Origin of the sequence: Variovorax boronicumulans NBRC 103145 (assembly GCF_001591345.1) — a bacterium.
GTDB classification, from domain to species: domain Bacteria; phylum Pseudomonadota; class Gammaproteobacteria; order Burkholderiales; family Burkholderiaceae_C; genus Variovorax; species Variovorax boronicumulans.
Genome location: NZ_BCUS01000008.1, coordinates 46,300 through 68,238, shown reverse-complemented (window position 1 = coordinate 68,238; position 21,939 = coordinate 46,300). Strand labels below are relative to the sequence as shown.

Below are 21,939 nucleotides of genomic sequence, written 5' to 3'. Positions count from 1 at the left end.
AGAGGGCGCGACAAACGCGCATTTTGATGCAATTCGGGCCCGCTCACGACAGGGTGTTCCGCACCAAGGAAAAAGGACGGCCGGGGCCGTCCTTTTGTCTTACTTGCCCGCCGGGGCGGGCTTGTTGTGGCGCTTTTTACAGCGAGTAGTACATGTCGAATTCGACCGGGTGCGTCGCCATGCGGAAGCGCGTGACTTCCTGCATCTTGAGGTCGATGTACGCGTCGATGTACGAGTCGGTGAACACGCCGCCCTTGGTCAGGAACGCACGGTCCTTGTCCAGGTGCTCCAAGGCTTGGTCCAGGCTGTGGCAGACGGTCGGGATCAGCGCGTCTTCTTCCGGCGGCAGGTGGTACAGGTCCTTGCTGGCGGCTTCGCCCGGATGGATCTTGTTTTCCACGCCGTCCAGGCCGGCCATCAGCAGCGCGGCAAAGCCCAGGTACGGGTTCATCAGCGGATCGGGGAAGCGCGCTTCGACGCGGCGGCCCTTCGGGTTGGCCACGAACGGGATGCGGATCGAGGCCGAACGGTTCTTGGCCGAGTAGGCCAGCTTCACCGGGGCTTCGAAGCCGGGCACCAGGCGCTTGTAGCTGTTGGTGCCGGGGTTCGTGATGGCGTTCAGGGCACGGGCGTGCTTGATGATGCCGCCGATGTAGTGCAGCGCGAAGTCCGACAGGCCTGCGTAGCCGTCGCCGGCGAACAGGTTCTTGCCGTCCTTCCAGACCGACTGGTGCACGTGCATGCCGGAGCCGTTGTCGCCGACGATGGGCTTGGGCATGAAGGTGGCGGTCTTGCCGTAGGCGTGGGCCACGTTGTGGATCACGTACTTCTGCAGCTGGACCCAGTCCGCGCGCTGCACCAGCGTGCTGAAGCGGGTGCCGATTTCGAGCTGGCCGGCGTTGGCCACTTCATGGTGATGCACTTCGACCGGGATGCCCAGCGATTCGAGCACCAGGCTCATTTCCGAGCGCATGTCCTGGAAGCTGTCGACCGGAGGCACCGGGAAGTAGCCGCCCTTGACTGCCGGACGGTGGCCGCTGTTGCCGTGCTCGAACTCCTTGTCGGTGTTCCACGAGGCTTCTTCGGACTCGATCTTCACGAAGCAGCCCGACATGTCGTTCTTCCAGCGCACGCCGTCGAACACGAAGAATTCGGGTTCCGGTCCGAAGTAGGCGGTGTCGCCCAGGCCGGAAGCCTTCATGTACGCCTCGGCGCGCTTGGCGAGCGAACGCGGGTCGCGCTCGTAGGCCTTGCCGTCGGCCGGGTCGATCACGTCGCAGGTCAGGATCAGCGTCGTTTCTTCGAAGAACGGGTCGATGTTGGCGGTGTTCGGGTCGGGCATGAGCTGCATGTCCGAGGCTTCGATGCCCTTCCAACCGGCGATGGACGAACCGTCGAACGCGTGGCCCGAGGTGAATTTGTCTTCATCGAAGTGCGACACGGGCACGGTCACGTGCTGCTCTTTGCCGCGGGTGTCGGTGAAGCGCAAGTCGACGAACTTGACCTCGTTTTCCTTGACGAGCTTGAGTACATCGGCGACGGTCTTTGCCATCAGTTTCTCCTGAGTTGGATGGTGGTTAGGAATACAGGGACGGGAGGATGCAGTTTCTGTGCCATTGTCACCCCGCCGGATGAGGCCCGGGTGACGGCCCAGGGGCTGCCGGAAAAGGAAAATATCCCCAAATTGGTGCAATGCGGATTAACGCACCAATTCAGGGCCAAGCTTCGCATCGAAAGTGTGCAGACCTTCGATGAGCTGGCCATAGGCGGCATCGAGCTTCGCAGGGTTGCCCTTGACGCCCAGCTCGATATGGCGCCCGTACTGGGGGTGATCCACGCTGGGCAGGCTGAACACCTTGATGCCGGCGTGGGCCTGCTCGATGGCCTGCATCAGGGGCGTGAGGGTGGCTTCCATCGCACCGAAAACGATCACGGACTTCTCGGCGATGGCGTTGCGGGTGAACAGATCGGCATAGCGGCTGTCGAGCACCGACTCGATCATGGGCCAGGCCATGACCGGAAAGCCCGGCACGAAATGCACGTGCTCGACGCTGAAGCCCGGGATCTTGTTGTACGGATTGCGGATGATCGACGCGCCCTGCGGAAACACGCCCATGTTCAGGCGGTGGATGTTGTCGGGCCGGTCGGGCTCGTAGGGCACGCCCTGCTCCAGGGCCGTGTCCTGCATGCGCTCGCGGATCAGCGCCTCGGCCTCGGGATGCAGCGCCAGCGGCACGCGCAGGGCCTGGGCGGCGCACTGGCGGGTGTGGTCGTCGGGCGTGGCGCCGATGCCGCCGGTCGAGAACACGATGTCGCCCGAGGCGAAGGCGCGCATCAGGGCCGCGGTGATCCGCGTGGGCTCGTCGCCCACGTACTCGGCCCAGCCCAGCTGGAGGCCGCGCGCGGCCAGCAGCTCGATGACCTTGGCCATGTGCTTGTCGGCCCGCTTGCCGGAAAGGATCTCGTCGCCGACGACGATGAGACCGAATGCGCGTGTCATGGAGAACTCCATTGAGAAAGAGCGGCCTTGTTGGCCTCGGTGGCTTCGGCCGCCTCGAGCGTCTGCTGCGCGTCGCCGCTGCCGGCCGCGGGCTGCTGCGCCGCGCGCTGGGCGCGCAGCTGGGTCAGGGCGTCGAGGCAGTAGTGGGCGAACCAGAGCGCGGAGAAAGCGAAGACCAGCGTGTAGATCCAGATGGCGATCGGCACCAGCACGAAGAAGGCGGCGGCGAACAGCAGGCCCGAGGCCCAGACGATGCTCGGCGCGGCGCCCAGGTAGCCGCACAGCACGCCGATGCACAGCAGCGGCAGCCGGTGGGCGCGCAGCAGCGTGGCGCGTTCTTCAGGGCTGGCGTGCTCGGCCAGCGCGTCGAAGCTCATCACCCGGTAGGTCAGCCAGCCCCAGATCAGTGGCGGCAGGATCAGCACCAGCGGCGGAATGAGCCACAGCGGCATCGACACCACCAGCGCGATCAGCGCCAGCACCGTGGCGCCGAGCGAGCGCAGCACGCTGCCGAAGAAGGAGGCGCCCTTCTTCTGTTCGAGCGTGGGAAAGCGCCGTTCGGCCACGAGCTTGGTGAGCGCCGGCGCCATGAAGCCGGCCACGATGAGCAGCGACAGCACCACGATCAGCGGCGTGACGCCGAACACCACCACCAGCGGCGCCAGCGCGGCCGTGACGTCGCTGGAGAACAGGCGCCCGATCCAGGCCCAGAAGCTGGACAGCAGCGGCCAGGCGTCGAGGGCCTCGCGCGTCCAGGCGACAGCCGCGTCCCAGTAGAAGTAGCCGAGCCCCGCGGCCAGCAGCACCATGAGCGCCAATGGCAGGAGCGACAGCACGATCACGCGCGGGAGCATGCAATAGGCCACCGCGCGCCAGAAGGAGTCGAGGAGCAGGCGCATGAGGTTCGAGGATAGCGCAAGGCCCCGGCCCGCCCGCCGCCGGGCTTGCGGGCGGATCAGGCGCGGCCGAACAGCCGCTTCAGCCCCAGCCACTGCTGCGACCAGAAGCCCTGACCGTAGTCGCGCGGGCGGCCGTCGGCGCCGGGCTCGACCTGGTCGCGGATGCCGGTCGGGTCGTAGCGGTTCTCGAAGTTGGCGGTGCGAAAGAGCATGTCCCACCAGGGCAGCAGCACGCCGAAGTTATGGCCGCCGAGCGTGCTCCGGCCGTGCGACTCGTGGCCCAGCCCGATGCTGTGGTGCAGCCGGTGAAAGCGCGGGCTGACCCACAGCCGCTCGCCGATGGCCCCGAAGCTCAGCCGCAGGTTGGCGTGCTGCAGGCTCTCGCTGAGCTGGGTGAAGGCCACGACGGCGATGAACTGGCCCGGCGCCACGCCGATCAGCTGCGCCACGATGACGATGAGCGTGTCGTGGATCACGTCGTCCAGCAGGTGGTTGCGGTCGTCGCTCCACATCGTCATCTGGCGCTGCGAGTGGTGCAGCGAATGCAGACTCCACCACCAGTTGAACTGGTGCTGGCCGCGGTGAATCCAGTAGCCGACAAAGTCGAGCACCACGAGGTAGATGGCAAAAGCCACCCACGGCACGTCGGTCACGCCGGGCCAGGCCTCGTCCAGGTGGAAGGTGCCCCACCCCGCCATGCGCAGGTTGCCGAGCAGGTCGTCGAACAGGGGCTGCAGCGTGAAGAACAGCGCCAGCCGGAACAGGCCCAGCCGGTGGATCAGCGTGTAGAGCACGTCGATGCGGATGGCACGGCGATCGGTCACGGCCTCGACCGCGCGCCAGCGCTGCAATGGGCCGATGACGGCCAGCAGCACCAGGATCTGGATCACCCCGACCAGCAGCCAGCCGGTGGCGTCGAAGGCGTCCTCGGCCCAGCCGCCCAGGCCGATGGCGTACACCAGCGGCTGCACGGCGGTCTCGAAGAGCCAGCCCTGCATGGCGGAAAAAACGTCGGTCAACCAATCGATCACGGCGAAAACTCAGGATTCAAGGGTGGGAGGCGATCCAGGCGCGGTAGTCCGGGTGCTGGCGCAGCGTGCGAAAGCAGAAGCCCTTGGCCTTCAGCCCGACGATGAGCGGCTCCAGGTTGGCGGGCGCCCACGGGTCCTTGCGCGACCAGATGCCCAGGTGCGCCAGCAGGATGTCGCCGGGGCGGATGCCCGCCAGCGCCTGGGCCAGCAGTTTCTGGTTGCTGAACGCCTCGCTGGGCAGTTCGTCGCCCAGGAAGCCGGCGGGCGACCAGCCCACGTGCGCGTAGCCGCAGTCCCTGGCGGCCGCCAATAAGGCGGGCGAGGTCTTGCCGCCCGGCGCGCGGTACAGCGGCAGCGGCTTCTTGCCGGTGATGGCGGCCAGCCGGTCGGACGACTTGCGGATGTCAGCGCAGTACTGGGCCGCGCTCCAGACCGACTCTTTCCCGGTCTGCGGGCCGGCCGACGGCTTGATGCGAAAGCTCGGCGGCGTGCCCTTGACGTCGCCGCGCCAGTAGGCGTGATCGTAGGTGTGCGAGCCGAACTCGTGGCCCTCGGCCGCCCTCGCCTTCCACCACGGCGCCCAGTGGTCGTCCAGGCTGTCGCCGTCGGTCTGGGTGCGCTCGGCGGCGGCGAAGAAGGTGACGCGCACGTCCTGGCGCTTGAGCACGTCGGCCACCGGCGGGGCGATGCCCATGTGGCCGGTGTCCAGCGTCAGGTAGACCGGCTTGTCGCAGGCGGCGGCTTCCTGGGCTCCGGCCGCCGGCACGGTGGCGCAGGCCAGCGCCGCGACGGCGAAGGCCACCCCGGCGGTGCGCAGGCCGCGCACGCGCTCAGATGCGCTTGGCATGGTCGAGGGTCCAGACGCCGTGCGGCGAGCGGCCGACGTTGATCTGCCGCACGACCTTCTGGCTCGCGAGATCGACCACCGTGAGCTTCTTGGCCCAGCGCGAGGTCACGTACAGCGTCTTGCCGTCGGCCGACACGTCCATGCAGTCGGGGCCGCCGGGCACGTTGTAGGTGGCGACGACCTTCAGCGTGGTCAGGTCGATGCGGCTGATGGTGTTGGCCACCCGGTTGCTCACGAACACGGTCTTGCCGTCGCCGGCCGAGCGGAAGGCGTGGGCGCCCTTGCCGGTGGGGATCTTGCCGACCAGCTTGGGCTGGGCGCCGGCCACGTCGAACACCTGCACGCCGTCGCTGCCGGTGAGGCCCACGAGCAGCGTCTTGTCGTTGTGGGCGCCGAAGATGTCGGCGGGCATGGCGCCGGTGGCCATGCGCCAGCGGATGGTCTGCGTCGGCAGGTCGACCGCGATCAGCTCGTCGCTGTCCTGCATGGTGACGTAGGCCACGGTGCTGGTGTTGTCGATCCAGATGTGGCTGGGCGTCTTGCCGGTGGCGATGCGCTTGACCAGCTTCAGGTCCTTGCCGTCCCAGCGGTACACGTCGACGTGGTTCAGGCGGTTGGCCGCCGTGACGAACCACTTCATGTCGCGCGAGAACTGCAGCTGGTAGGGATCGATGATGCCGTACACCACGCGCTGCACCTCGGCCGTGCGCGGGTCCAGGAAGGTGAGCGAATCGCCCGCCGAATTGGCCACGATGACCGACTTCTCGTCGGGCGTCATGTAGATGTGGTGCGGCTCCTTGCCGGTGGGAATGCGCTGCTTCTCGGTCCAGTCGACCGGGTTGATCACGCTCACGCTGGCGTCCAGCGAATTGAGCACAAAAACCGGTGGAGGGGCCGGCGGCGCCGCCGCGGCGGGGAGGGTCACCAGGGCTGTCAGGCACAGGCAGGACAGCAGGAAGGCCGCGATGCGGCCGTTCGGGCGGGCAGGGAGTCGCAAGGGAAGGTTCCGGGAGAGGGTTAACAATCTTAACGGTCGAACCCGACAAACAGCTGACCGCCGGCGCCCCCTCACCCGCTGTTGCGCCCGGCGCCTTGACCTATGTCAAGCGGCGCGGGGCACGGGCGCCCGCAGCTGGGCCACCTGCTCGGCCGTGAGCCAGCGCCATTGCCCCGGCGCCAGGTCGTCCGGCAGCGCCAGGCCGCCGATGCGCGAGCGGTGCAGCCCCTCGACCCGGTTGCCGACCGCGGCCAGCATGCGCTTGACCTGGTGGTACTTGCCCTCGGTGAGCGTGAGCCGCAGGTGCAGCGGGCTGTCGGACTCGCAGGCGGCCGCGCGCACGGGCTTCGGATCGTCGTCGAGCACCACGCCGGCCAGCAGTTTGGCGATCTGCGCCTCGTCGATCGGGTGCTTGGCCGTCACCTCGTAGACCTTGGGCACGTGGTGCTTGGGCGAGCCCATCTTGTGGATGAACTGGCCGTCGTCGGTCAGCAGCAGCAGGCCGGTCGTGTCCTGGTCGAGCCGGCCGATGGCCTGCACTCCCTGCACCGCGCCCTTGTTGGGCCGCAGCCGCAGCGGCGACGGCAGCAGCGTGTAGATGCTCGGGTAGGTCGAGGGCTTCTGCGAGCACTCGGTGCCGGCCGGCTTGTGCAGCATCAGGTAAGCCTTCTCGTGGCAGGCCCACTCGGTGCCCTGCACGGTGAACAGCAGGCCTTCGGGGTCGAGGTCGGCGAAGGGGTCGATCACGGCCGCGCCGGCGACGCTCACGTGGCCTTGCTGGACCAGGCCCGCGCACACGCGGCGGGTGCCGAAGCCCTGGGTATAGAGGATGTCTTGCAGGTGCATGAAAAATGAAAAAAGCGGCCGTGCCGACAGGGGCACGACCGCCTTCGAGTGTGCCGCAGGTTCAGTAGCCTGCTGCCAGGCCCGTGTTGCGACGGGGGTCGTTGGCGCCGTAGAAGCGGTTCGCGCCCACCGGCTTGCCGCCCAGCGAGGGCGCGCCGACGATGATCGCCGCCAAGTGGTTGGCCGGCTGCGGCACGCCCAGGTTGTGGCCCATGTCGGTCAGGATCTTGCGGGTGTCGGGGCTGATCGCGAAGGTCTCGACGTTGGTGACATCAGGCAGCCATTGCTGGTGGAAGCGCGGCGCATCGACGGCCTCCTGCACGTTCATGCCGTAATCGACCACGTTCAGGATGGTGTGCAGCACGGCCGTGATGATGCGGCTGCCGCCGGGCGTGCCGACCACGAACACCGGCTTGCCATCCTTGGAGACGATGGTCGGGCTCATCGAACTCAGCGGACGCTTGCCCGGGGCGATGGCGTTGGCCTCGCCCTGCACCAGGCCGTACATGTTGGGCACGCCGATCTTGGAGGTGAAGTCGTCCATCTCGTTGTTCAGCAGCACGCCGGTCTTGTCGGCCGTGACCTTGGCGCCGAACCAGTCGTTCAGCGTGTAGGTGACCGAAACGGCGTTGCCCCACTTGTCGGTGATCGAGTAGTGGGTGGTGTTGCTGCCTTCATGCGGCGCCACGCCGGGCTTGATGTCCTTGGACACGCCGGCCTTCTTGGGGTCGATGACGGCGCGGATCTTGGCGGCGTAGCCCTTGTCGAGCAGGCGGTCGAGCGGGTTCTTCACGAAGTCGGGGTCGCCCAGGTAGCTGTTGCGGTCCACGTAGGCGTGGCGCATGGCTTCGATCTGGTAGTGCACAGACTCGGCCGAGCGGAAGCCCAGGTCCTTGAGCGGGTAGCCCTCCAGGATGTTGAGCATCTCGCAGATGATCACGCCGCCCGAGCTCGGCGGCGGTGCCGACACCACGCGGTAGCCGCGGTAGTCGCACTCGACCGGCGCGAGTTCGCGCGTCTTGTACTGGTCGAGGTCGGCCTGCGTGATGATGCCCTTGCCGGCCTGGCTCGATGCCACGATGGCCTTGCCGACCCAGCCCTTGTAGAAGCCGTCGGTGCCCTTGGCGCTGATTTCCTTCAGCGTCTTGGCGAGGTCTTTCTGCACCAGCTTCTGGCCGACCGCGAAGGGCTCGCCCTTGTTCAGGAAGATCGCGCCGGAGACCGGGTCTTTCTTGAAGTCGTTGGTGGCGGTGAGCAGCATGTCGATGTCGCCCTGCTCCAGCGCGAAGCCCTTGTCGGCCAGCTGGACCGAGGGGGCGATGAGGTCGGCACGCTTCATCGTGCCGTACTTCTCGCGCGCGTACTCCATGCCCGACACCGAGCCCGGCACGCCGACGGCGAGGTGGCCGTGGGTGCTCAGGCCCTTGACGACGTTGCCGTCCTTGTCGAGGTACATGTTGGCCGTGGCGGCCAGCGGGGCCTTCTCGCGGAAGTCGAGGAAGGTCTTGCGGCCGTCGGCCAGTTGCACGGTCATGAAGCCGCCGCCGCCCAGGTTGCCCGCCGCCGGGTACACCACCGCCAGCGCATAGCCCACGGCCACGGCCGCATCGACCGCGTTGCCGCCGCGCTTGAGCACATCGACGCCGACCTTGCTGGCCAGGTGCTGCGCGCTCACGACCATGCCGTGTTCGGCCGCCACCGGCGCCTGCGACGCGGCCTGCGAGGCTCCGGCCGCGGCCAGGGTGAGCGCGGCCGCGACGGCGGCGCGCAGGGTGGGGGTCCACTTGAAGTGCTGCATGGAAAAGTCTCCTCTGTGCGTTGGATGAAGAATGAGGGAGGGGTGAATGGAAAGTGGGCGGTCAGGCCGTGAGCAGCGCCTTGCGCCGCAGGCTTTGCAGCGCCTGCGCGACCTGCTCCTGCGCGAAGGCATGCAGCGCCGACGGGTCGGTCAGCGGCTGGTCGTCCTTGAGGAAGCGCAGGCGTTCGACGCGCACCTCGTCGAGCAGGAAGGCGGCCAACGCCTCGTGCGTGTGCGCCCCGTCGAGCAGCGGCAGCAGGCTGCGTTCGAGTACCGTGAGCGACACCGGCTCGTGCCACTGGTTGCAGAGCACGGCCGTCGCTTGCGACGCGGGCACGCCGGCCAGCGCGCGCCGCACCGGCGCCAGCACCTGCGGCAGCGCCGACACCGAAGCAGTCGCCGGCACCGGCGTGCGCCGGATGCGCAGCGCGCCGAGGATCAGCAGTTCCTCGAGCATGGCGAGCACGATGGGCTCGACGGCCGCGCGCGGCTCGCCGGTGAGCGTCACGACAGCGGCCAGCAGGGCCTCGGTCGACATCGAACACGGATAGCTCGCATCGAGCGCCTGCGCCACCGCCTTGTGCGCCGGCAGCCGCAACGTGACCTTCAGGTCGCGCAGTGCGGTGCAGGGCTGCTCGCGAGAGTCGATGGTGAGCGCCTCGCCGCCATCGACGCGGAAGACGCCGGCGAACTCCAGCGCGCGCAGGCGGGGAACTTCGAGGCGGTAGCGGATGTTCGCGGCGTTGCCCTGCTTCACCAGCAGCGTCTGGCGGAAGGTGCGGTTGACGAGGAAGTCGAGGTACTGCTCCATCATCACCTGGCTGCCGCCGCACTCGCGCAGCAGCGGGTCGCGCACCTTCTCGCCGTAGTTCTGCACGAACATGGTCGAGGGCTCGGCGTCGCACAGGTAGGCCAGCCCGCGCGCTTCGGCACGCGCGACGAACTCCTTGAAATAACAGGGCTCGTTGCAGGGCTCGAGGAACTCGTGCAGCAGGTAGTAGTTGCCGGAGTTGCGCACGATCGGCATCGTCTCTTCGAGCGTCTTGCGCAGCACGCTGTCGGGCCGGGCCGACTGCTCGAGGAACTCGAGCATGCCGCGCGCGTAGGAGAGCTTTTCTTCGGGCGTGTCGCGCGGGCCGCCGCGCAGAATCATCGCGTCGCGCACGATCTCGCGCGCCTTCCAGCCCGGGTACACGTTGTAGCTCACGTACACCACGCCATTGGGCGCCAGGTTCTCGGCGCACACGCGCAGGATCGCGTCCTGCACCGGCCCCGGCACCCAGCTGTAGACGCCGTGGCAGACGATGTAGTCGAACAGGCCGAACGAGGCGTCGATGTCGGCGATGTTGAAGGCCTTGAGCTCGATGTTCGACAGCCCCGCCTGATCGAGCGCCGCGGCGCCCTGCGCCACCTGCACGCGCGACAGGTCGACCCCTACCGCTTGGGCTTGCGGGTGACGCGCCGCGAACGGAATCAGGTTGCCGCCGGCGGCGCAGCCCAGCTCGAGCACGCGCGCCTTGTGCGGCGGCGGCGCCTCGAGCCCGAACAGGAAGGCCAGGGCTTCCAGGTGCTCCACGGCGGACTGGGGAAACGGGTGCGAGTCGTAGGGCACCGCATCGTAGTAACTGGTGAGCGTGGAAGTCAGAGAGTCCGGCACGAACGTCCTTTGGGGATCGGAAGGGGCTGCAGCAGTGCTCGCAGACTATAGCCCCGTGCCCTCGCAAAAAGAAGCCGGCGCGGGCCGACCCGCCCTGCCCTGGCCGCGGGCTCATGCGCTTGCACGACCTCTTTAGAATGGCCCGATGAACTGGCGCATCACACTGTTTCCCCTGGCTTTGGTCATTGCCGGCTGCTCGACGCCGCCCAACCAGATCGTTCCCTTCCGCGACGGTGTGCTGCGTGCCATGACCTACACCCAGGCTTCGGACTACTGCAGCGCCAAGAGCCAGGAGCCGAAGTGGCTCGGCAAGGCGCCCGCCGAATCCGGCGTGCTGTTCCAGTGCCAGTAAGCCACCTCATCACGCGGGGCTGACGCCCGGCCGCACCGCTCAGGCGTCGATGTCGATGAGCGCCAACCCGCTCTCGCGGTCGCAGGTCTTGCGCAGGTAGCCCGGCGACTCGACCATTTCATGGCGAGACGTGTTCTTCCGTTCAAGGCGTCATCGGGGGGAGTTCTGCCTGCAGTCCTCGGCGGTGCCCCGGCAGTCGTCCTGGCGCGAGGGCGCACCGGGGTCGTCCACGCGGGGCTTGTCCTCGCCGGCCCGCTTCGCGTCCGCCGGTGGCTTTTTCACCATGCCGGGGTCGCGGTCGGGCGGTGCGGGCTTCACCAGCCGCGGATGGCCATGGGGCGGCGGCTTCACGAGGAGTTCAGGATCGGGCCCGGGTTGCGCTTGCGGCTTGACCGGCGGCGGCTTGTCGGCCGACTGCGCGGCAGCCGGCCCGGCGAGGAGCGCCGCGACGCTGATGACCCCGACAGCGAGGCTTCCGGCAAACATCGATTTCGTTGGATTGCGCATGGCGTTCACCCATGGCCCGAAGGTTTCACCGGGGCGCTCCCGGCGGTGTAGGCCTCTTTCGCCAATGGCCGCAAGTCGGCGTCGCGGTGCCTGCGACGTTGGCGCAGCCGCCGGGCGATGGCCGCAGGGATGGAGCGCGCTCAGCCCGCCAGGCTGACGCGCACCACGCACGCCGGCGGCACCAGAATCTCGTCGCAGTTCGGCCCGGCCCCGCCGCGGTCGATCACCACGAAGCTGGCCGGCTGCTGCGTGACCACCAGCGGGTGGTGCCAGACGCCGCGCGCATAGTTCACGCCCTGCCGCCCGTCGGTGACGAAGGCGCGGATGTCTTCCACGCGCACCGTGTCGCCCGCCGGCGCCACCACCACGAGAAAGCGGCTGCCGTCCATCGGCACGAAGGCCTGGCTGCCCAGCGGGTGGCGCTCCAGCATGCCCACCTGCAGCGGCAGCGCGTAGGGCTGGGTCTCGAAAATGTTCACCAGCACGCGGCTGTCGCCGGGGCCCGGGTCCACGCGCGCCAGGTCGTGAAAGCGCGTGGTCATGCCCGCATTGATCGGCATCGACCGGGCGTGCGCGCTCTCGATGACGTCGCCGAACGCGGCGAACGCCTCGCGCGTCAGCGGCTGCGCAACGAGCGCGAGCGCCGCGGGCGTGCCCGGCGCCGGGGGCAGGAAAGTGGGGCTGGCAATCGTCAACAGAAACTCCTCGGCTTTTTTGGTCCAACTGGTATTACCAGTATGCTTGCGATGCATCCAAGCCGTCAATCTCCCGGTGTCAGGGAAATCGCTAGTGTCCAACGGCGCATGAGGCCTTAAGGTCTCGGTCGCGTTAAATAATACCGGTAATACCAGTTAATCCACCCATCGACGCCTTCGAGGACCGCCATGTCAACCACCACCCTTCATGCGCCGCTGCAGCCGGCCACCACCTCTGCTGCAGCGGAGAACGCGCTCTACAAGAAAGTGGCATGGCGACTCATGCCGTTCCTGATGCTCTGCTACGTGGCCGCCTACCTGGACCGCGTCAACGTCGGCTTCGCCAAGCTGAACATGCTCAGCGACCTGCAGTTCAGCGAAGCGATGTACGGGCTGGGCGCGGGCCTGTTCTTCATCGGCTACTTCTTCTTCGAGGTGCCGAGCAACTTGCTGATGCACCGCATCGGCGCCAAGGCCACCATCTCGCGCATCATGATCACGTGGAGCCTGATCTCGGCCGCGATGATGTTCGTGACCACGCCCACGCAGTTCTACGTGCTGCGCTTTCTGCTCGGAGCGGCCGAGGCCGGCTTCTACCCGGGGATGATCCTGTACCTCACCTACTGGTTTCCCTCGCACCGCCGCGCCAAGATGGTGGCGGTGTTCATGTGCGCGATTCCGGTGTCGGGCGTGCTGGGCGGGCCGCTGTCGGGCCTGATCATGGACGCCATGCACGGCATGGGCGGGCTGCGCGGCTGGCAGTGGCTGTTCCTCATCGAAGCGCTGCCTTCGCTGGTGATCGGCCTGCTGGTCATCGTGTACCTGGACAACAGCATCCAGGGCGCACGCTGGCTCACGGCCGAAGAAAAGGCCGTGCTCGCACGCAACATCGCCGCCGAGAACGCCACCAAGGGCGGCACCAGCCACATGACGCTGCGCGCACTGTTCGCCGACCGCCGCATCGTGAAGATGGCGCTGATCTGCTTTTGCACGGTGATGGGCCAGTACGGCCTGACCTTCTGGCTGCCCACGCTGGTGCGCCAGTCGGGCGTGTCGGGCGCGCTGAACATCGGCCTGCTCACGGCCATTCCCTTCGCCGTGGCCATCGTCTCGATGCTGCTGGTGAGCCGCAGCTCCGACCGCATGCGCGAACGCCGCTGGCATCTGATCGTGCCCTTCTGCTGCGGCGCGCTGGGCCTCACGCTGAGCGCGATCTTCAGCAACAACGTGTACCTCTCCCTGGCCGCATTGGCCCTGGCCGCGGGCGGCAGCCTGGCGACGTCGCCCCTGTTCTGGAGCCTGCCCACGGCCATCCTGTCGAGCGCGGGCGCGGCGGCGGGCATTGCACTCATCAACTCCTTCGCCAACCTGGCGGGCTTCGTGAGCCCCTACATGATCGGTCTGATCAAGGACGCCACGAAGAGCACCGACATCGCCCTGTTCGTTCTGGCCGGCGTGCTGCTGTTCGGCGCCTTCCTCACCTGGACGGTGCCGGCCAAGCTGGTCAACAAGTAGGGAAGGCCCGGGGTGCGGCCACAGTAAGATTTCCAGCTCCCGCCACTGCCGCACTTCGCACCGAAAACCGCCCATGCTCGCCTCCCCCGCCGTCGCCGCCACCGCCGCCCGCCTGATCCAGCAGCGGATCGCGGACGGCACCTATGCGGCCGGCGGGCTGCTGCCTTCGCAGCGCGACCTCGCCGAGCAGCTCGGCATCAGCCGCACCTCGCTGCGCGAGGCGCTGTCGACGCTGCAGGGCACGGGCCTCGTCATTCCGCGCCCCGGCAAGGGCATGTACGTGGCCGAGGACGGCGGACAACAACAGGCGCCGGCGGCCTCCCCGGCCTGGAAGTTCGCCACCTCGCATTCGCTGCAGGACGTGTATCAACTGCGCTTCGCGGTCGAGAACTTCACCGCGCGGCTGGCCTGCCTGGTCATCGAGGCGGACGACCTGGCGGCGCTGCGTGCCAATGCACAGGCCATGCGCGCGTGCATCGACGCCGGCGACTTCACGCAGGCCACGCAGCTCGACTTCGACTTCCACATGCAGATCATCGGCATCGCGGGCAACCAGGCCATCGCCGAGATCCTGCGCAACAGCGCCGAGGTCATGCAGGAGAGCCAGCGCCTGCCCTTCTACAAGCGCGGCGCGCGCCATGCCACCTACGACGAGCACATGGCGATCATCGAAGCGCTGGCGCAAGGCAACCCGGCGCTGGCGCAGCAGGCGATGACGCAGCACATCGTGCAGGCCGCGCAGCGCGCGGGGGTGCACTTTCCGACGGGGCTCGAGGCGGCGTCGGCGGCCTGACGCTTCAGGTCCACGTGTCGACGACGATGCGCAGCACCTCGACGCGCTCGGGCAGTTCGATCAGAAACTCCGCATCGCGCGGCAGGTGGTGCACCCCATTCGGGTCGCCGCCGGTGAACGCGCTCATCGCGGCCACGTCGGGCCAGTAGGAGGTCGTGACGAACTCCGTGTGCGTGGCGCGGTCTTCGCGGAACAGCTGCACCGCGAGCGCCGTCTTGCGCAGCGGCGGAATGCCTTCCGCCAGCAGGTAGCGTTCGTAGGCATCGGCACGGTCCGGCGTGACGCGGCCGCGCCAGATGCGTGCAATGGTGGCGGCGCTCATACCGGCACGCCTTCGATCGTCCGGTTGGATGCAGTCGCAGGCGCCGGCAGATGCCGCCCCAAAAAATCGCGCAGCGGCGGCAGCACCTCGGCCAGGTGCGTCTCGAGCAGCCAATGGCCCCCATCGTCGAACGCGTGGAACTCCGCATCGGGCAGGTCGCGCAGGTACGCACGGCCGGCCTCGATCGGCATGTAGCCGTCCTGCGGCCCCCACAGGATCAGCGTGGGCGGGCGGTACGTGCGCAGGTAGTCCTGGTAGCGCGGGAACCACCGCAGGTTTTCCTTCAGCCCCTTCATGAGGCCCAGCACAATGGCGCGCCGCGCGGGCGTGTCCATCAGCGGCCAGTGAAGGCGCCAGAGATCGGGCGCGAGCCGCGGGGCCACGCGCGAGGACACCTCGCCGATGAACTCGTCGCGAAAGCCTTCTTCGCTCACGGCGCGCTCCAGCACCGCGAGATGGGCCTCGCTCGGGTCGTTCCAGTACGCCCGGATCGCCGCGTACTTCGGCCCCAGCGTGTCTTCGTAGATGTCGCCGTTCTGGACGATCAACGCCGTCACCCGCCCGGCCCGCCGCATCGCATGGCGCAGGCCGATCTGCGAACCGTAGTCGTGCAGGTACAGCGCGTAGCGACGCAGCGCGAGCGCGGCGGTGAAGCGGTCGAGGAAGTGCGCGTAGCCATCGAAATCGAACACGAAGTTCTCCTCGGGCGTGCCGCTGTAGCCGAAGCCCGGGAAATCGGGCGCCACCACGCGCCAGCGGTCCGCCAGCGCCGGCATCAGCGCGCGGTACTGGAACGAAGAACACGGATAGCCGTGCAGCAACAGCAGCACCGGGGCCCCCACCGGACCGGCCGCGCGATAGAAGACCTCGACGCCATCGATCTGCACCGTGCGGTGCGTGACGGCGGTCGTGCCGGCCGCGTCGTTCTTTCGGGGGTTCGCATTGGCCATCTCGGCTCCTTGAGAAATGCACGGAAAGAGAGATGTCTTTGTCGCCTCCGGCGCGGGGGCCGGATGTGGGAAAGGGCCGACCCTGGGTGTCGTCCAGGCCGCGCGGCGGGCAGGTTGCAGGGCGACATAGGCAACCTGGCCAGCCCGTTGGCCGATCGGCCTTGGCAGCACCAGCCGGACGGTCGCCCCGCGCCTGAACATGAAACTTTGGCTCACTGGCCGTCAAACCGCAGTCCAAAGCTTTCACTGCAGCGCGGTGCGCAGGACAATGCGCCTTGATGGTGGTCGGAGGCGCCGCCTCCGATCCTGTCGGCATTGCACTTTCAGGACAACACACGTCGCGTCATGGAACAACGGCTGGAATGGGCCCTGGCGGCCTGCTCACGCATCCTTCGACCCGTGGTGAAGCTCGCCCTCGCGATGGGGGTCAAGCACCCCCACCTGGAGGAGTTGCTGCGTGACCTGCTGATCGAGGAGGCGCAGCACTCCTGGCGCAGCCAGGGCGTTCCCAAGCCCAACCTGAGCCAGTTGTCGGTCACCACCGGCCTGAACCGCAAGGCCGTGACCGCCAAGGTCCGCTCCACCGTCGACCCCCTGCCCCACACCGAACTGTCGGCCGCGGCCAAGACCTTCACGCTGTGGCTGCAGATGCTGACCGAAGACGCTTCGTTCCGGCGCCTGCCCGTCACCTCGGGCCACACGGCGCCCTCGTTCGAAGCGGTCGCCCGCCTGAGCAGCCGCGGCAACGTCCACCACCGCACCATCCTCGACGAGCTGATCCGGTTGAACATGGTGACCGAGAACGAAGGCATGGCCGAGCTCACCGCAGACGGTTTCGTGCCCGTGCAGGACCTGCAGTCGATGCTGGCCTTCATGGGCGACAACGGCCGGGACCACCTGCTGGCGGCCGTCGCCAACACGCTGGGCGAGCAGCCCCGCATGCTCGAACGCGCGGTGTACGCGCGCGGGCTGTCGCTGAACGATTGCGAGCAGATCCACCGCCTGGTGCGCGAACGCTGGTCCGCCATGCACCACGAGCTCGCGCAGGAAATGGCGCACGCGGTCAGCCGCGCGCCGGCCCGCGCCAATGGACGAATCCGTGTCGGCATCTACACGTACTACGAGGACGAGGGCACGCCGCCCCCGCCCGCGTCCTCTGAAAGCGAGCGCCCCTCATGAGCACGATGAAAACACCCCGCCGCCTCCTGCTGGGCTTGCTTTGCGCCGGCCTCACGGTCCTGCTGATGTCCTGCGGAGGCGGCGGTGGTGCCTCGAGCGGGAACCTGGGCCTGGGCAGCGGCACCGCAATCGGCGGCGAGGGCCCCGGGGGCGCGGGCACGGGCACCGGTACAGGCGGGGATGGGAACGGCTCCGGCAACACCGCCAGCAACGGCAACACCGACGGCTCCGGTGTCGGCTCGGGCGGCACCGGCGTGACCGCGGACGCCGCCGGCATCGGCGCCGCGGACGGCCTGGGCAGCATCATCCTGAACGGCCTGCGCTACAACACCGATACAGCCACCTTCACGATCGAGGACGCCACCGAACTGCAGATCGGCATGAGCGCGCGGGTCGCCGGCAAGGTCGACCCCGACTTCACCCGCGGCATCGCGACGCAGGTCGTGTCGGGGGCCGAACTGCGCGGCGCCGTCTCGCGCATCGACGTGAAGGCGGGCAGCTTCGTGGTGATGGGCATCAACGTGACCATCGATGCGGCCACGGTCTGGGCCGACGCGAGCGGGCTCGCCAGCGTGGCCGACGGCAGCCTCGTCCAGGTGTGGGGCCTGCCCGGCGCGCCGGGCACGCTGCGCGCCACCCGCGTGCAGACCGCGCCCACGCTGACCGCCCCGCTGGTGACGGGCGCCATCCAGAACCTCAACGTGATGAACCAGACCTTCACGCTCGGCCAGCTGACGGTCAGCTATGGCGGCGCCGGCTTCGCGGGCATCGACGCGGCGTCGCTGGCCAACGGGGTCATCGTGCGGGCCCGTGGCACGGCCGCGCCGGTCGGCAACGCGTTCACGGCGACCCAGGTGCAGGGCTGGTACGCGATACCGAGGAGCAACGGCATCGCACTGCAACTCGCGGGGGACATCACCGATTTCGTCTCGCGCGGCGCCTTCAAGGTGCTGGGCATGCCGGTGGACGCCACCAACGCGCAGATCACGGGCGGCCCCGTCGGTTCGCTCGGCAACGGCGTGAAGGTCGAGGTCGACGGCTTCATGTCCGGCGGGGTGCTGGTCGTCAAGAAGCTGCGCATCCGCCATGTGCCGGGCACGGGCGGGCCGGCCTCGTTCACGCTCATCGGCGCCATCGGCGGCTACGTGTCCCCTGCCAATTTCAGGGTGCAGGGCCAGCCGGTGGACGCCAGCGGACCGGGTACCACCTTCGAGAACGGTACCGCCGCGAACCTGGCCAACGGCCAGCGCGTGACCGTCGTGGGAGACCGGGTGGTCGACGGCGTTCTCATCGCCCAACGGGTGACATTCAACCCCTGACCTGAAGCGGCGGCGCAGCGCCCCGCCGTCCGGTCGCATCGCCCGCCCCTTCTGGCGGCAGGCGAAGCCGGGCTTTCGCACACATCCAGCTCGATATCGCCGCATCGCGGCGGGCCTGCGCGCACGCGGGCCGGATAGCACCTTCGGCCATCTATCTCCAAACCCGTGGCGAAAGTACGAAAAAGGGACTAAAGTGAAAAAATCACATTTCTTACATTGGTGGCTTCCGTGTCTGTTCCCGCGAGTTCAGTGCGACCGTTGCTCCCCGTTGGCATCGCAGGCCCACGCCTGACGGATGCCTCCCTGTGCGGGGCTGCGCATCGGGTGCCTGTTCGTCGCCGGACCAGCCGGCACCGCTGACACTGCGAGGAGTACCGCATGCCGCTCGTCCTTCTTCTTCGGCTCATGAACAAGCGTTTTCCGGTCATGCTCACGGCGGACGCGGACATCCGGCATGCATCGGTGCTGGTCGCCACCGGACTCATCGAAGCCGAGTTCCATGTCGACAACTTCGGCTACCAGCGGTACGAAAGCGCCCAGGTCTTTGCCATCACGGACGAGGGGCACGCGGAGATCGCCACGCTCTGCGGCAACGGCGCCTCGGTGCATGAAGAACGCCCCCAATGGAGCGTGATGCCGCTCGATTACCTGCGCAGGATCGGCAACTCGACCTTTCCCCTGCACACCGAGGACCCGTCGGAGATCAACTCCGTGGCGGTCCTCGAAGCCGCCGGCATGGTGGAGGCCACCCTCCCCCCGATCTGCCGCGCCCGGCAGAAGCTGCGCCAGGCCACCGTCCTGCGGGTCACGCCCCTGGGACGGACGGCGCTGGTGCCACGGCGGGGCTGAATCCGGGTTCGGATCGCACGGCGCGCCCGCCCGGGCGCGCCGGGGATCGGTGCGTCCGGCGCGCACGAACACCGCCCCTCGCGTTCCCCTTGCCCCACACCTCCATGAATCGGGTACCCGTTTGCCCTGCGGCAGCCCCCGGCCGAGGGAAAGCGCCTCGTACAGCGATGAAAAAAGCCTGCCCACGACACAATTGAAACCAAGCGCAACAGACGTCACAGATCGCCCACAAGGTTCCTTTCGAGTACCAAAGAAGTAATGTGAAACCTTCACATACACCGCGTTATTGGCACGAAGAAATGAACGCCAGGCTGTTACCACCGAACGTCGGCCCCTGCCGTGCATGAAACAGTTCATGCGAAGGATGTCTTGCCATGCGCGCCCCCGTCTCCGCCCCGAGCCTCGACAGCAGCCTGTCGACGGATGCGCTCATGGCCGCCCGCATGCGGCTGGTGCTGTCGATCTCGGCGGTGCTGGCCATGGCGGTCGATGCGGGGCCCACGCGGCAACCGGTGGCCAGCGCGGTCTGGCTGGCCTTTTGCGGATACCTCCTGCACAGCGTGCTGGTGCATGCCTGCACGCAGGGCGGCTGGCGCCATGTCCAGGGCAAGGCGGTCCACTGGTCCGACGTGATGTGGTTCACGCTGATCGTCTTCGTGACGGGCGGCGTGCACAGCCTGTTCTTCCTGTTCTATTTCTTCGCCATCCTGACCTCCTCGTTCCGCTGGGGCTTCGAGGAAGGCGCCCGCGTGACGATCGTCTCGGTCGCGTCGTTCGCCGCCTGCGGGCTCGGCACGAGCACGGGCGACGACGCGCCGCAGCTGCTGATGCGCACGACCTTCCTGCTGGCGCTGGGGCACATGATCGTGCACTGGGGCGGCTCCAAGCTCATCCTGCAGCGGCGCCTGGCCCTCTTGGGCGACATCAGCCAGCTGTCGAACCCGCGCTTCGGCGCGGGCCGCACCATCGCCCGCACGATGGAAAAGACGCTGGCCTTCTTCAAGGCCAGCCATTGCATCCTCATGACGCGGGACACCGCCACCGGCAACTGGACCCTGCGCACGCTGCGCAAGGACGACACCTGCGAGCACGTCGGTGTCGAGACGCTCGGCGGCATCGCCGAGTCGCCGCTGATGGCGCTGGAGCATCCGCACACCGTGCTGAGCAACCGCCTGCCCTGGCCCCTGAACCACTTCTTTGCGCGCAGCCACATGCACGGCCCCGGCGCGATCGGCTGGCGCCCCGAGGGCCGCGACGGCGCCAAGCGCAGTGCCGCGGTGGCCGCCATGCTCGAGGCCCGCGCGTTCATCAGCGCCGCGCTGCCGCTGCGCTTGGGCGAGGGGCGCGTGTTCATCTCGTCGCGCAACGGCCACTTCAGCAAGTCCGATGCGCTGTTCCTCGCGCACCTCATGGAACAGATCTTCCCGGTCATCGAGACCATCGAGGTGCTCGACCGCATGGCCTCGGAAGCGGCCGCGACCGAGCGCCTGAAGATCTCGCTGGACCTGCACGACACGGCCGTGCAGCCCTACATCGGGCTGCGCATGGGCCTGTGCGCCCTGCGCAAGAAGGCCGCCGCGGACAACCCGCTGCTCGAGGACCTGGACAAGCTCGCCGAGGTGGCGAGCGGCGTGATCGCCGACCTGCGGCGCTTCGCGGGCGCGGTCAAGGCCGGCCCGGAAAGTTCGTGCGGCCTCGTGCTGCATCAGCTGTACAGCCAGGCCGCCCGCATCCAGGGGCTCTACGGCATCGAGATTTCGGTGAACGTCGAAGGCCACGTGCGTCTTGACGACCGCATGACCGCGGAGGTCCTGCAGATGGTGGGCGAAGGCCTGAACAACATCTGCAAGCACACGCAGGCCCGCCGCGGCAGCGTGCGCATCGGCTGCCGCAATGGCTGCCTGCACCTGCGCATCGAGAACGAAAGCGGCGAAGAGAACTTCGCGCCCTTCCGGCCACGCTCCCTCAGCGACCGCGCGGCGGCGCTCGGAGGCCGCGCGCAGGTCAGCCGGTGCCGCGGCGGCGGCACCGAGGTGCTGATCGAAATCCCCATCTGAGCCCCCAAAGCACGACAACAGTCCGAGGAGTCTCCTCATGCAAACCGAAGCCCATCCCATCGGCGTCCTGCTGGTGGACGATCACCAGACCATGCTGTGGGGCCTGTCCCGGCTGATCGACGGCGAACAGCCGCGCATGAAGGTCGTCGCCACCGCCAGCTGCTGCGAAGAGGCCGTGGCGCACACGCAGAGCCTGGCCCCCGACGTCATCGTGCTCGACCTCGACCTGGACGGCCATTGCGCCCTGGACATCCTGCCGCAGCTGTTGTCGAACGAAGTCTCGCGCGTGGTCGTGCTGACCGGCGAACGCGAGCAGCGCACGCTGGACCTGGCGGTGCTGCGCGGCGCGCGCGGCGTGATGCGCAAGGACGCCTCGGCCGAGCAGGTGCTCGATGCCATCGAACGCGTGCACCACGGCGAGCTCTGCCTTGACGCCCCGACCATGGGCCGCGTGCTCTCGGAACTCACCTCGGTGAAGAAGCCGCCGAAAGCCGACCCCGAGTCCGTCAGGCAGGCCAGCCTGACCCAGAAGGAGCGCGACATCGTCCGCACCGTGGTGCACGGCAGCGGCGCCTCCAACAAGACGCTGGCCGGGCAGGCCTTCGTCACCGAACACACGCTGCGCAACCACCTCACGTCGATCTACCAGAAGCTCGGCGTGACGAACCGGCTCGAGCTCTACATCTACGCCGTCAAGCACCACCTCGACGCCATGGCGCACTGACAGCGCCCTGCCCGCCCCCGTCCTTCGGGACGCCCGCTGCGGGCCGCTCAGCGTCGGCATGCCCCTCCGGGACCCGCCATTTCCCCGCTTTTCCGATCACCG

At 68.0% G+C, this 21,939-nt stretch carries 21 protein-coding genes; 8 read left to right on the top strand and 13 right to left on the bottom strand.

Annotated features, from left to right (window positions below; genetic code table 11):
- Positions 1 to 136: 136 nt before the first annotated feature.
- From glnA to VBO01S_RS04135, 9 genes are all read right to left on the bottom strand, one after another.
- A complete protein-coding gene (glnA, locus tag VBO01S_RS04175; RefSeq protein ID WP_062470904.1) occupies positions 137 to 1,552 on the bottom strand; it encodes a type I glutamate--ammonia ligase in 1,416 nt (471 codons plus the stop codon).
- Positions 1,553 to 1,699: 147 nt separating this feature from the next.
- On the bottom strand, positions 1,700 to 2,500 hold the full coding sequence (locus VBO01S_RS04170) for a competence/damage-inducible protein A (protein ID WP_062470902.1): 801 nt from the start codon (positions 2,498 to 2,500) through the stop codon (positions 1,700 to 1,702).
- Entirely contained in the window at positions 2,497 to 3,399 is a 903-nt protein-coding gene (locus tag VBO01S_RS04165) for an EI24 domain-containing protein (protein ID WP_062470900.1), read from the bottom strand. Before VBO01S_RS04165 ends, VBO01S_RS04170 begins: the two co-directional genes overlap by 4 nt.
- A gap of 56 nt (positions 3,400 to 3,455) precedes the next feature.
- Positions 3,456 to 4,430, bottom strand: a complete 975-nt coding sequence (locus VBO01S_RS04160; protein WP_062470899.1) for a sterol desaturase family protein — start codon at positions 4,428 to 4,430, stop codon at positions 3,456 to 3,458.
- 16 nt (positions 4,431 to 4,446) lie between these two features.
- Complete coding sequence (locus tag VBO01S_RS04155; RefSeq protein ID WP_062470898.1) at positions 4,447 to 5,277, bottom strand: polysaccharide deacetylase family protein; 831 nt, start codon at positions 5,275 to 5,277, stop codon at positions 4,447 to 4,449.
- On the bottom strand, positions 5,261 to 6,274 hold the full coding sequence (locus VBO01S_RS04150; protein WP_062470897.1) for a YncE family protein: 1,014 nt from the start codon (positions 6,272 to 6,274) through the stop codon (positions 5,261 to 5,263). Before VBO01S_RS04150 ends, VBO01S_RS04155 begins: the two co-directional genes overlap by 17 nt.
- Positions 6,275 to 6,379: 105 nt before the next feature.
- Complete coding sequence (locus VBO01S_RS04145; RefSeq protein WP_062470977.1) at positions 6,380 to 7,120, bottom strand: pseudouridine synthase; 741 nt, start codon at positions 7,118 to 7,120, stop codon at positions 6,380 to 6,382.
- A gap of 61 nt (positions 7,121 to 7,181) precedes the next feature.
- Positions 7,182 to 8,918, bottom strand: a complete 1,737-nt coding sequence (gene ggt / locus VBO01S_RS04140; RefSeq protein ID WP_062470896.1) for a gamma-glutamyltransferase — start codon at positions 8,916 to 8,918, stop codon at positions 7,182 to 7,184.
- 61 nt (positions 8,919 to 8,979) lie between these two features.
- Positions 8,980 to 10,575 carry a class I SAM-dependent methyltransferase gene (locus tag VBO01S_RS04135; RefSeq protein WP_062470895.1) on the bottom strand — a complete coding sequence of 532 codons (1,596 nt, stop codon included), beginning with the start codon at positions 10,573 to 10,575 and terminating at the stop codon, positions 8,980 to 8,982.
- A 145-nt stretch (positions 10,576 to 10,720) separates the two neighbouring features.
- Here VBO01S_RS04135 and VBO01S_RS04130 point away from each other — a divergent pair, with 145 nt between their 5' ends.
- Positions 10,721 to 10,927 carry a hypothetical protein gene (locus tag VBO01S_RS04130; RefSeq protein ID WP_062470893.1) on the top strand — a complete coding sequence of 69 codons (207 nt, stop codon included), beginning with the start codon at positions 10,721 to 10,723 and terminating at the stop codon, positions 10,925 to 10,927.
- 150 nt (positions 10,928 to 11,077) lie between these two features.
- Here the strand turns inward: VBO01S_RS04130 and VBO01S_RS04125 are convergent, their stop codons facing one another.
- Together VBO01S_RS04125 and VBO01S_RS04120 are read right to left on the bottom strand one after the other, a co-directional pair.
- A complete protein-coding gene (locus VBO01S_RS04125) occupies positions 11,078 to 11,434 on the bottom strand; it encodes a hypothetical protein (protein WP_143599158.1) in 357 nt (118 codons plus the stop codon).
- A gap of 140 nt (positions 11,435 to 11,574) precedes the next feature.
- The gene (locus VBO01S_RS04120) at positions 11,575 to 12,132 is read right to left on the bottom strand and encodes an ureidoglycolate lyase (protein WP_062470974.1); all 558 of its coding nucleotides are present in this window, start codon (positions 12,130 to 12,132) and stop codon (positions 11,575 to 11,577) included.
- Positions 12,133 to 12,318: 186 nt separating this feature from the next.
- Between VBO01S_RS04120 and VBO01S_RS04115 the strand changes: the two genes are divergently transcribed.
- Positions 12,319 to 13,644 (top strand): MFS transporter, encoded by a 1,326-nt coding sequence (locus VBO01S_RS04115; protein WP_062470888.1) that lies wholly within the window; start codon positions 12,319 to 12,321, stop codon positions 13,642 to 13,644.
- A 73-nt stretch (positions 13,645 to 13,717) separates the two neighbouring features.
- Complete coding sequence (locus VBO01S_RS04110) at positions 13,718 to 14,437, top strand: FadR/GntR family transcriptional regulator (RefSeq protein ID WP_062470885.1); 720 nt, start codon at positions 13,718 to 13,720, stop codon at positions 14,435 to 14,437.
- A gap of 4 nt (positions 14,438 to 14,441) precedes the next feature.
- Here VBO01S_RS04110 and VBO01S_RS04105 read toward each other — a convergent pair whose 3' ends face one another.
- Together VBO01S_RS04105 and VBO01S_RS04100 are read right to left on the bottom strand one after the other, a co-directional pair.
- Positions 14,442 to 14,759 carry an antibiotic biosynthesis monooxygenase family protein gene (locus VBO01S_RS04105; RefSeq protein ID WP_062470882.1) on the bottom strand — a complete coding sequence of 106 codons (318 nt, stop codon included), beginning with the start codon at positions 14,757 to 14,759 and terminating at the stop codon, positions 14,442 to 14,444.
- Positions 14,756 to 15,709 (bottom strand): alpha/beta fold hydrolase, encoded by a 954-nt coding sequence (locus VBO01S_RS04100; protein ID WP_062470879.1) that lies wholly within the window; start codon positions 15,707 to 15,709, stop codon positions 14,756 to 14,758. The genes VBO01S_RS04105 and VBO01S_RS04100 overlap by 4 nt, the downstream gene beginning before the upstream one ends.
- A 345-nt stretch (positions 15,710 to 16,054) precedes the next feature.
- Here VBO01S_RS04100 and VBO01S_RS04095 point away from each other — a divergent pair, with 345 nt between their 5' ends.
- The 5 genes from VBO01S_RS04095 (at position 16,055) to VBO01S_RS04075 (ending at position 21,837) form a co-directional block, all read left to right on the top strand.
- A complete protein-coding gene (locus VBO01S_RS04095) occupies positions 16,055 to 16,888 on the top strand; it encodes a DUF6502 family protein (protein ID WP_062470876.1) in 834 nt (277 codons plus the stop codon).
- Between the two features lie 5 nt (positions 16,889 to 16,893).
- Positions 16,894 to 18,207, top strand: a complete 1,314-nt coding sequence (locus tag VBO01S_RS04090; protein ID WP_255221042.1) for a DUF5666 domain-containing protein — start codon at positions 16,894 to 16,896, stop codon at positions 18,205 to 18,207.
- Positions 18,208 to 18,585: 378 nt separating this feature from the next.
- Positions 18,586 to 19,056 carry a hypothetical protein gene (locus VBO01S_RS04085; RefSeq protein WP_062470870.1) on the top strand — a complete coding sequence of 157 codons (471 nt, stop codon included), beginning with the start codon at positions 18,586 to 18,588 and terminating at the stop codon, positions 19,054 to 19,056.
- 374 nt (positions 19,057 to 19,430) lie between these two features.
- Positions 19,431 to 21,113 carry a sensor histidine kinase gene (locus VBO01S_RS04080; protein WP_062470867.1) on the top strand — a complete coding sequence of 561 codons (1,683 nt, stop codon included), beginning with the start codon at positions 19,431 to 19,433 and terminating at the stop codon, positions 21,111 to 21,113.
- Between the two features lie 37 nt (positions 21,114 to 21,150).
- Complete coding sequence (locus VBO01S_RS04075; protein ID WP_062470864.1) at positions 21,151 to 21,837, top strand: response regulator; 687 nt, start codon at positions 21,151 to 21,153, stop codon at positions 21,835 to 21,837.
- Positions 21,838 to 21,939 lie beyond the last annotated feature (102 nt).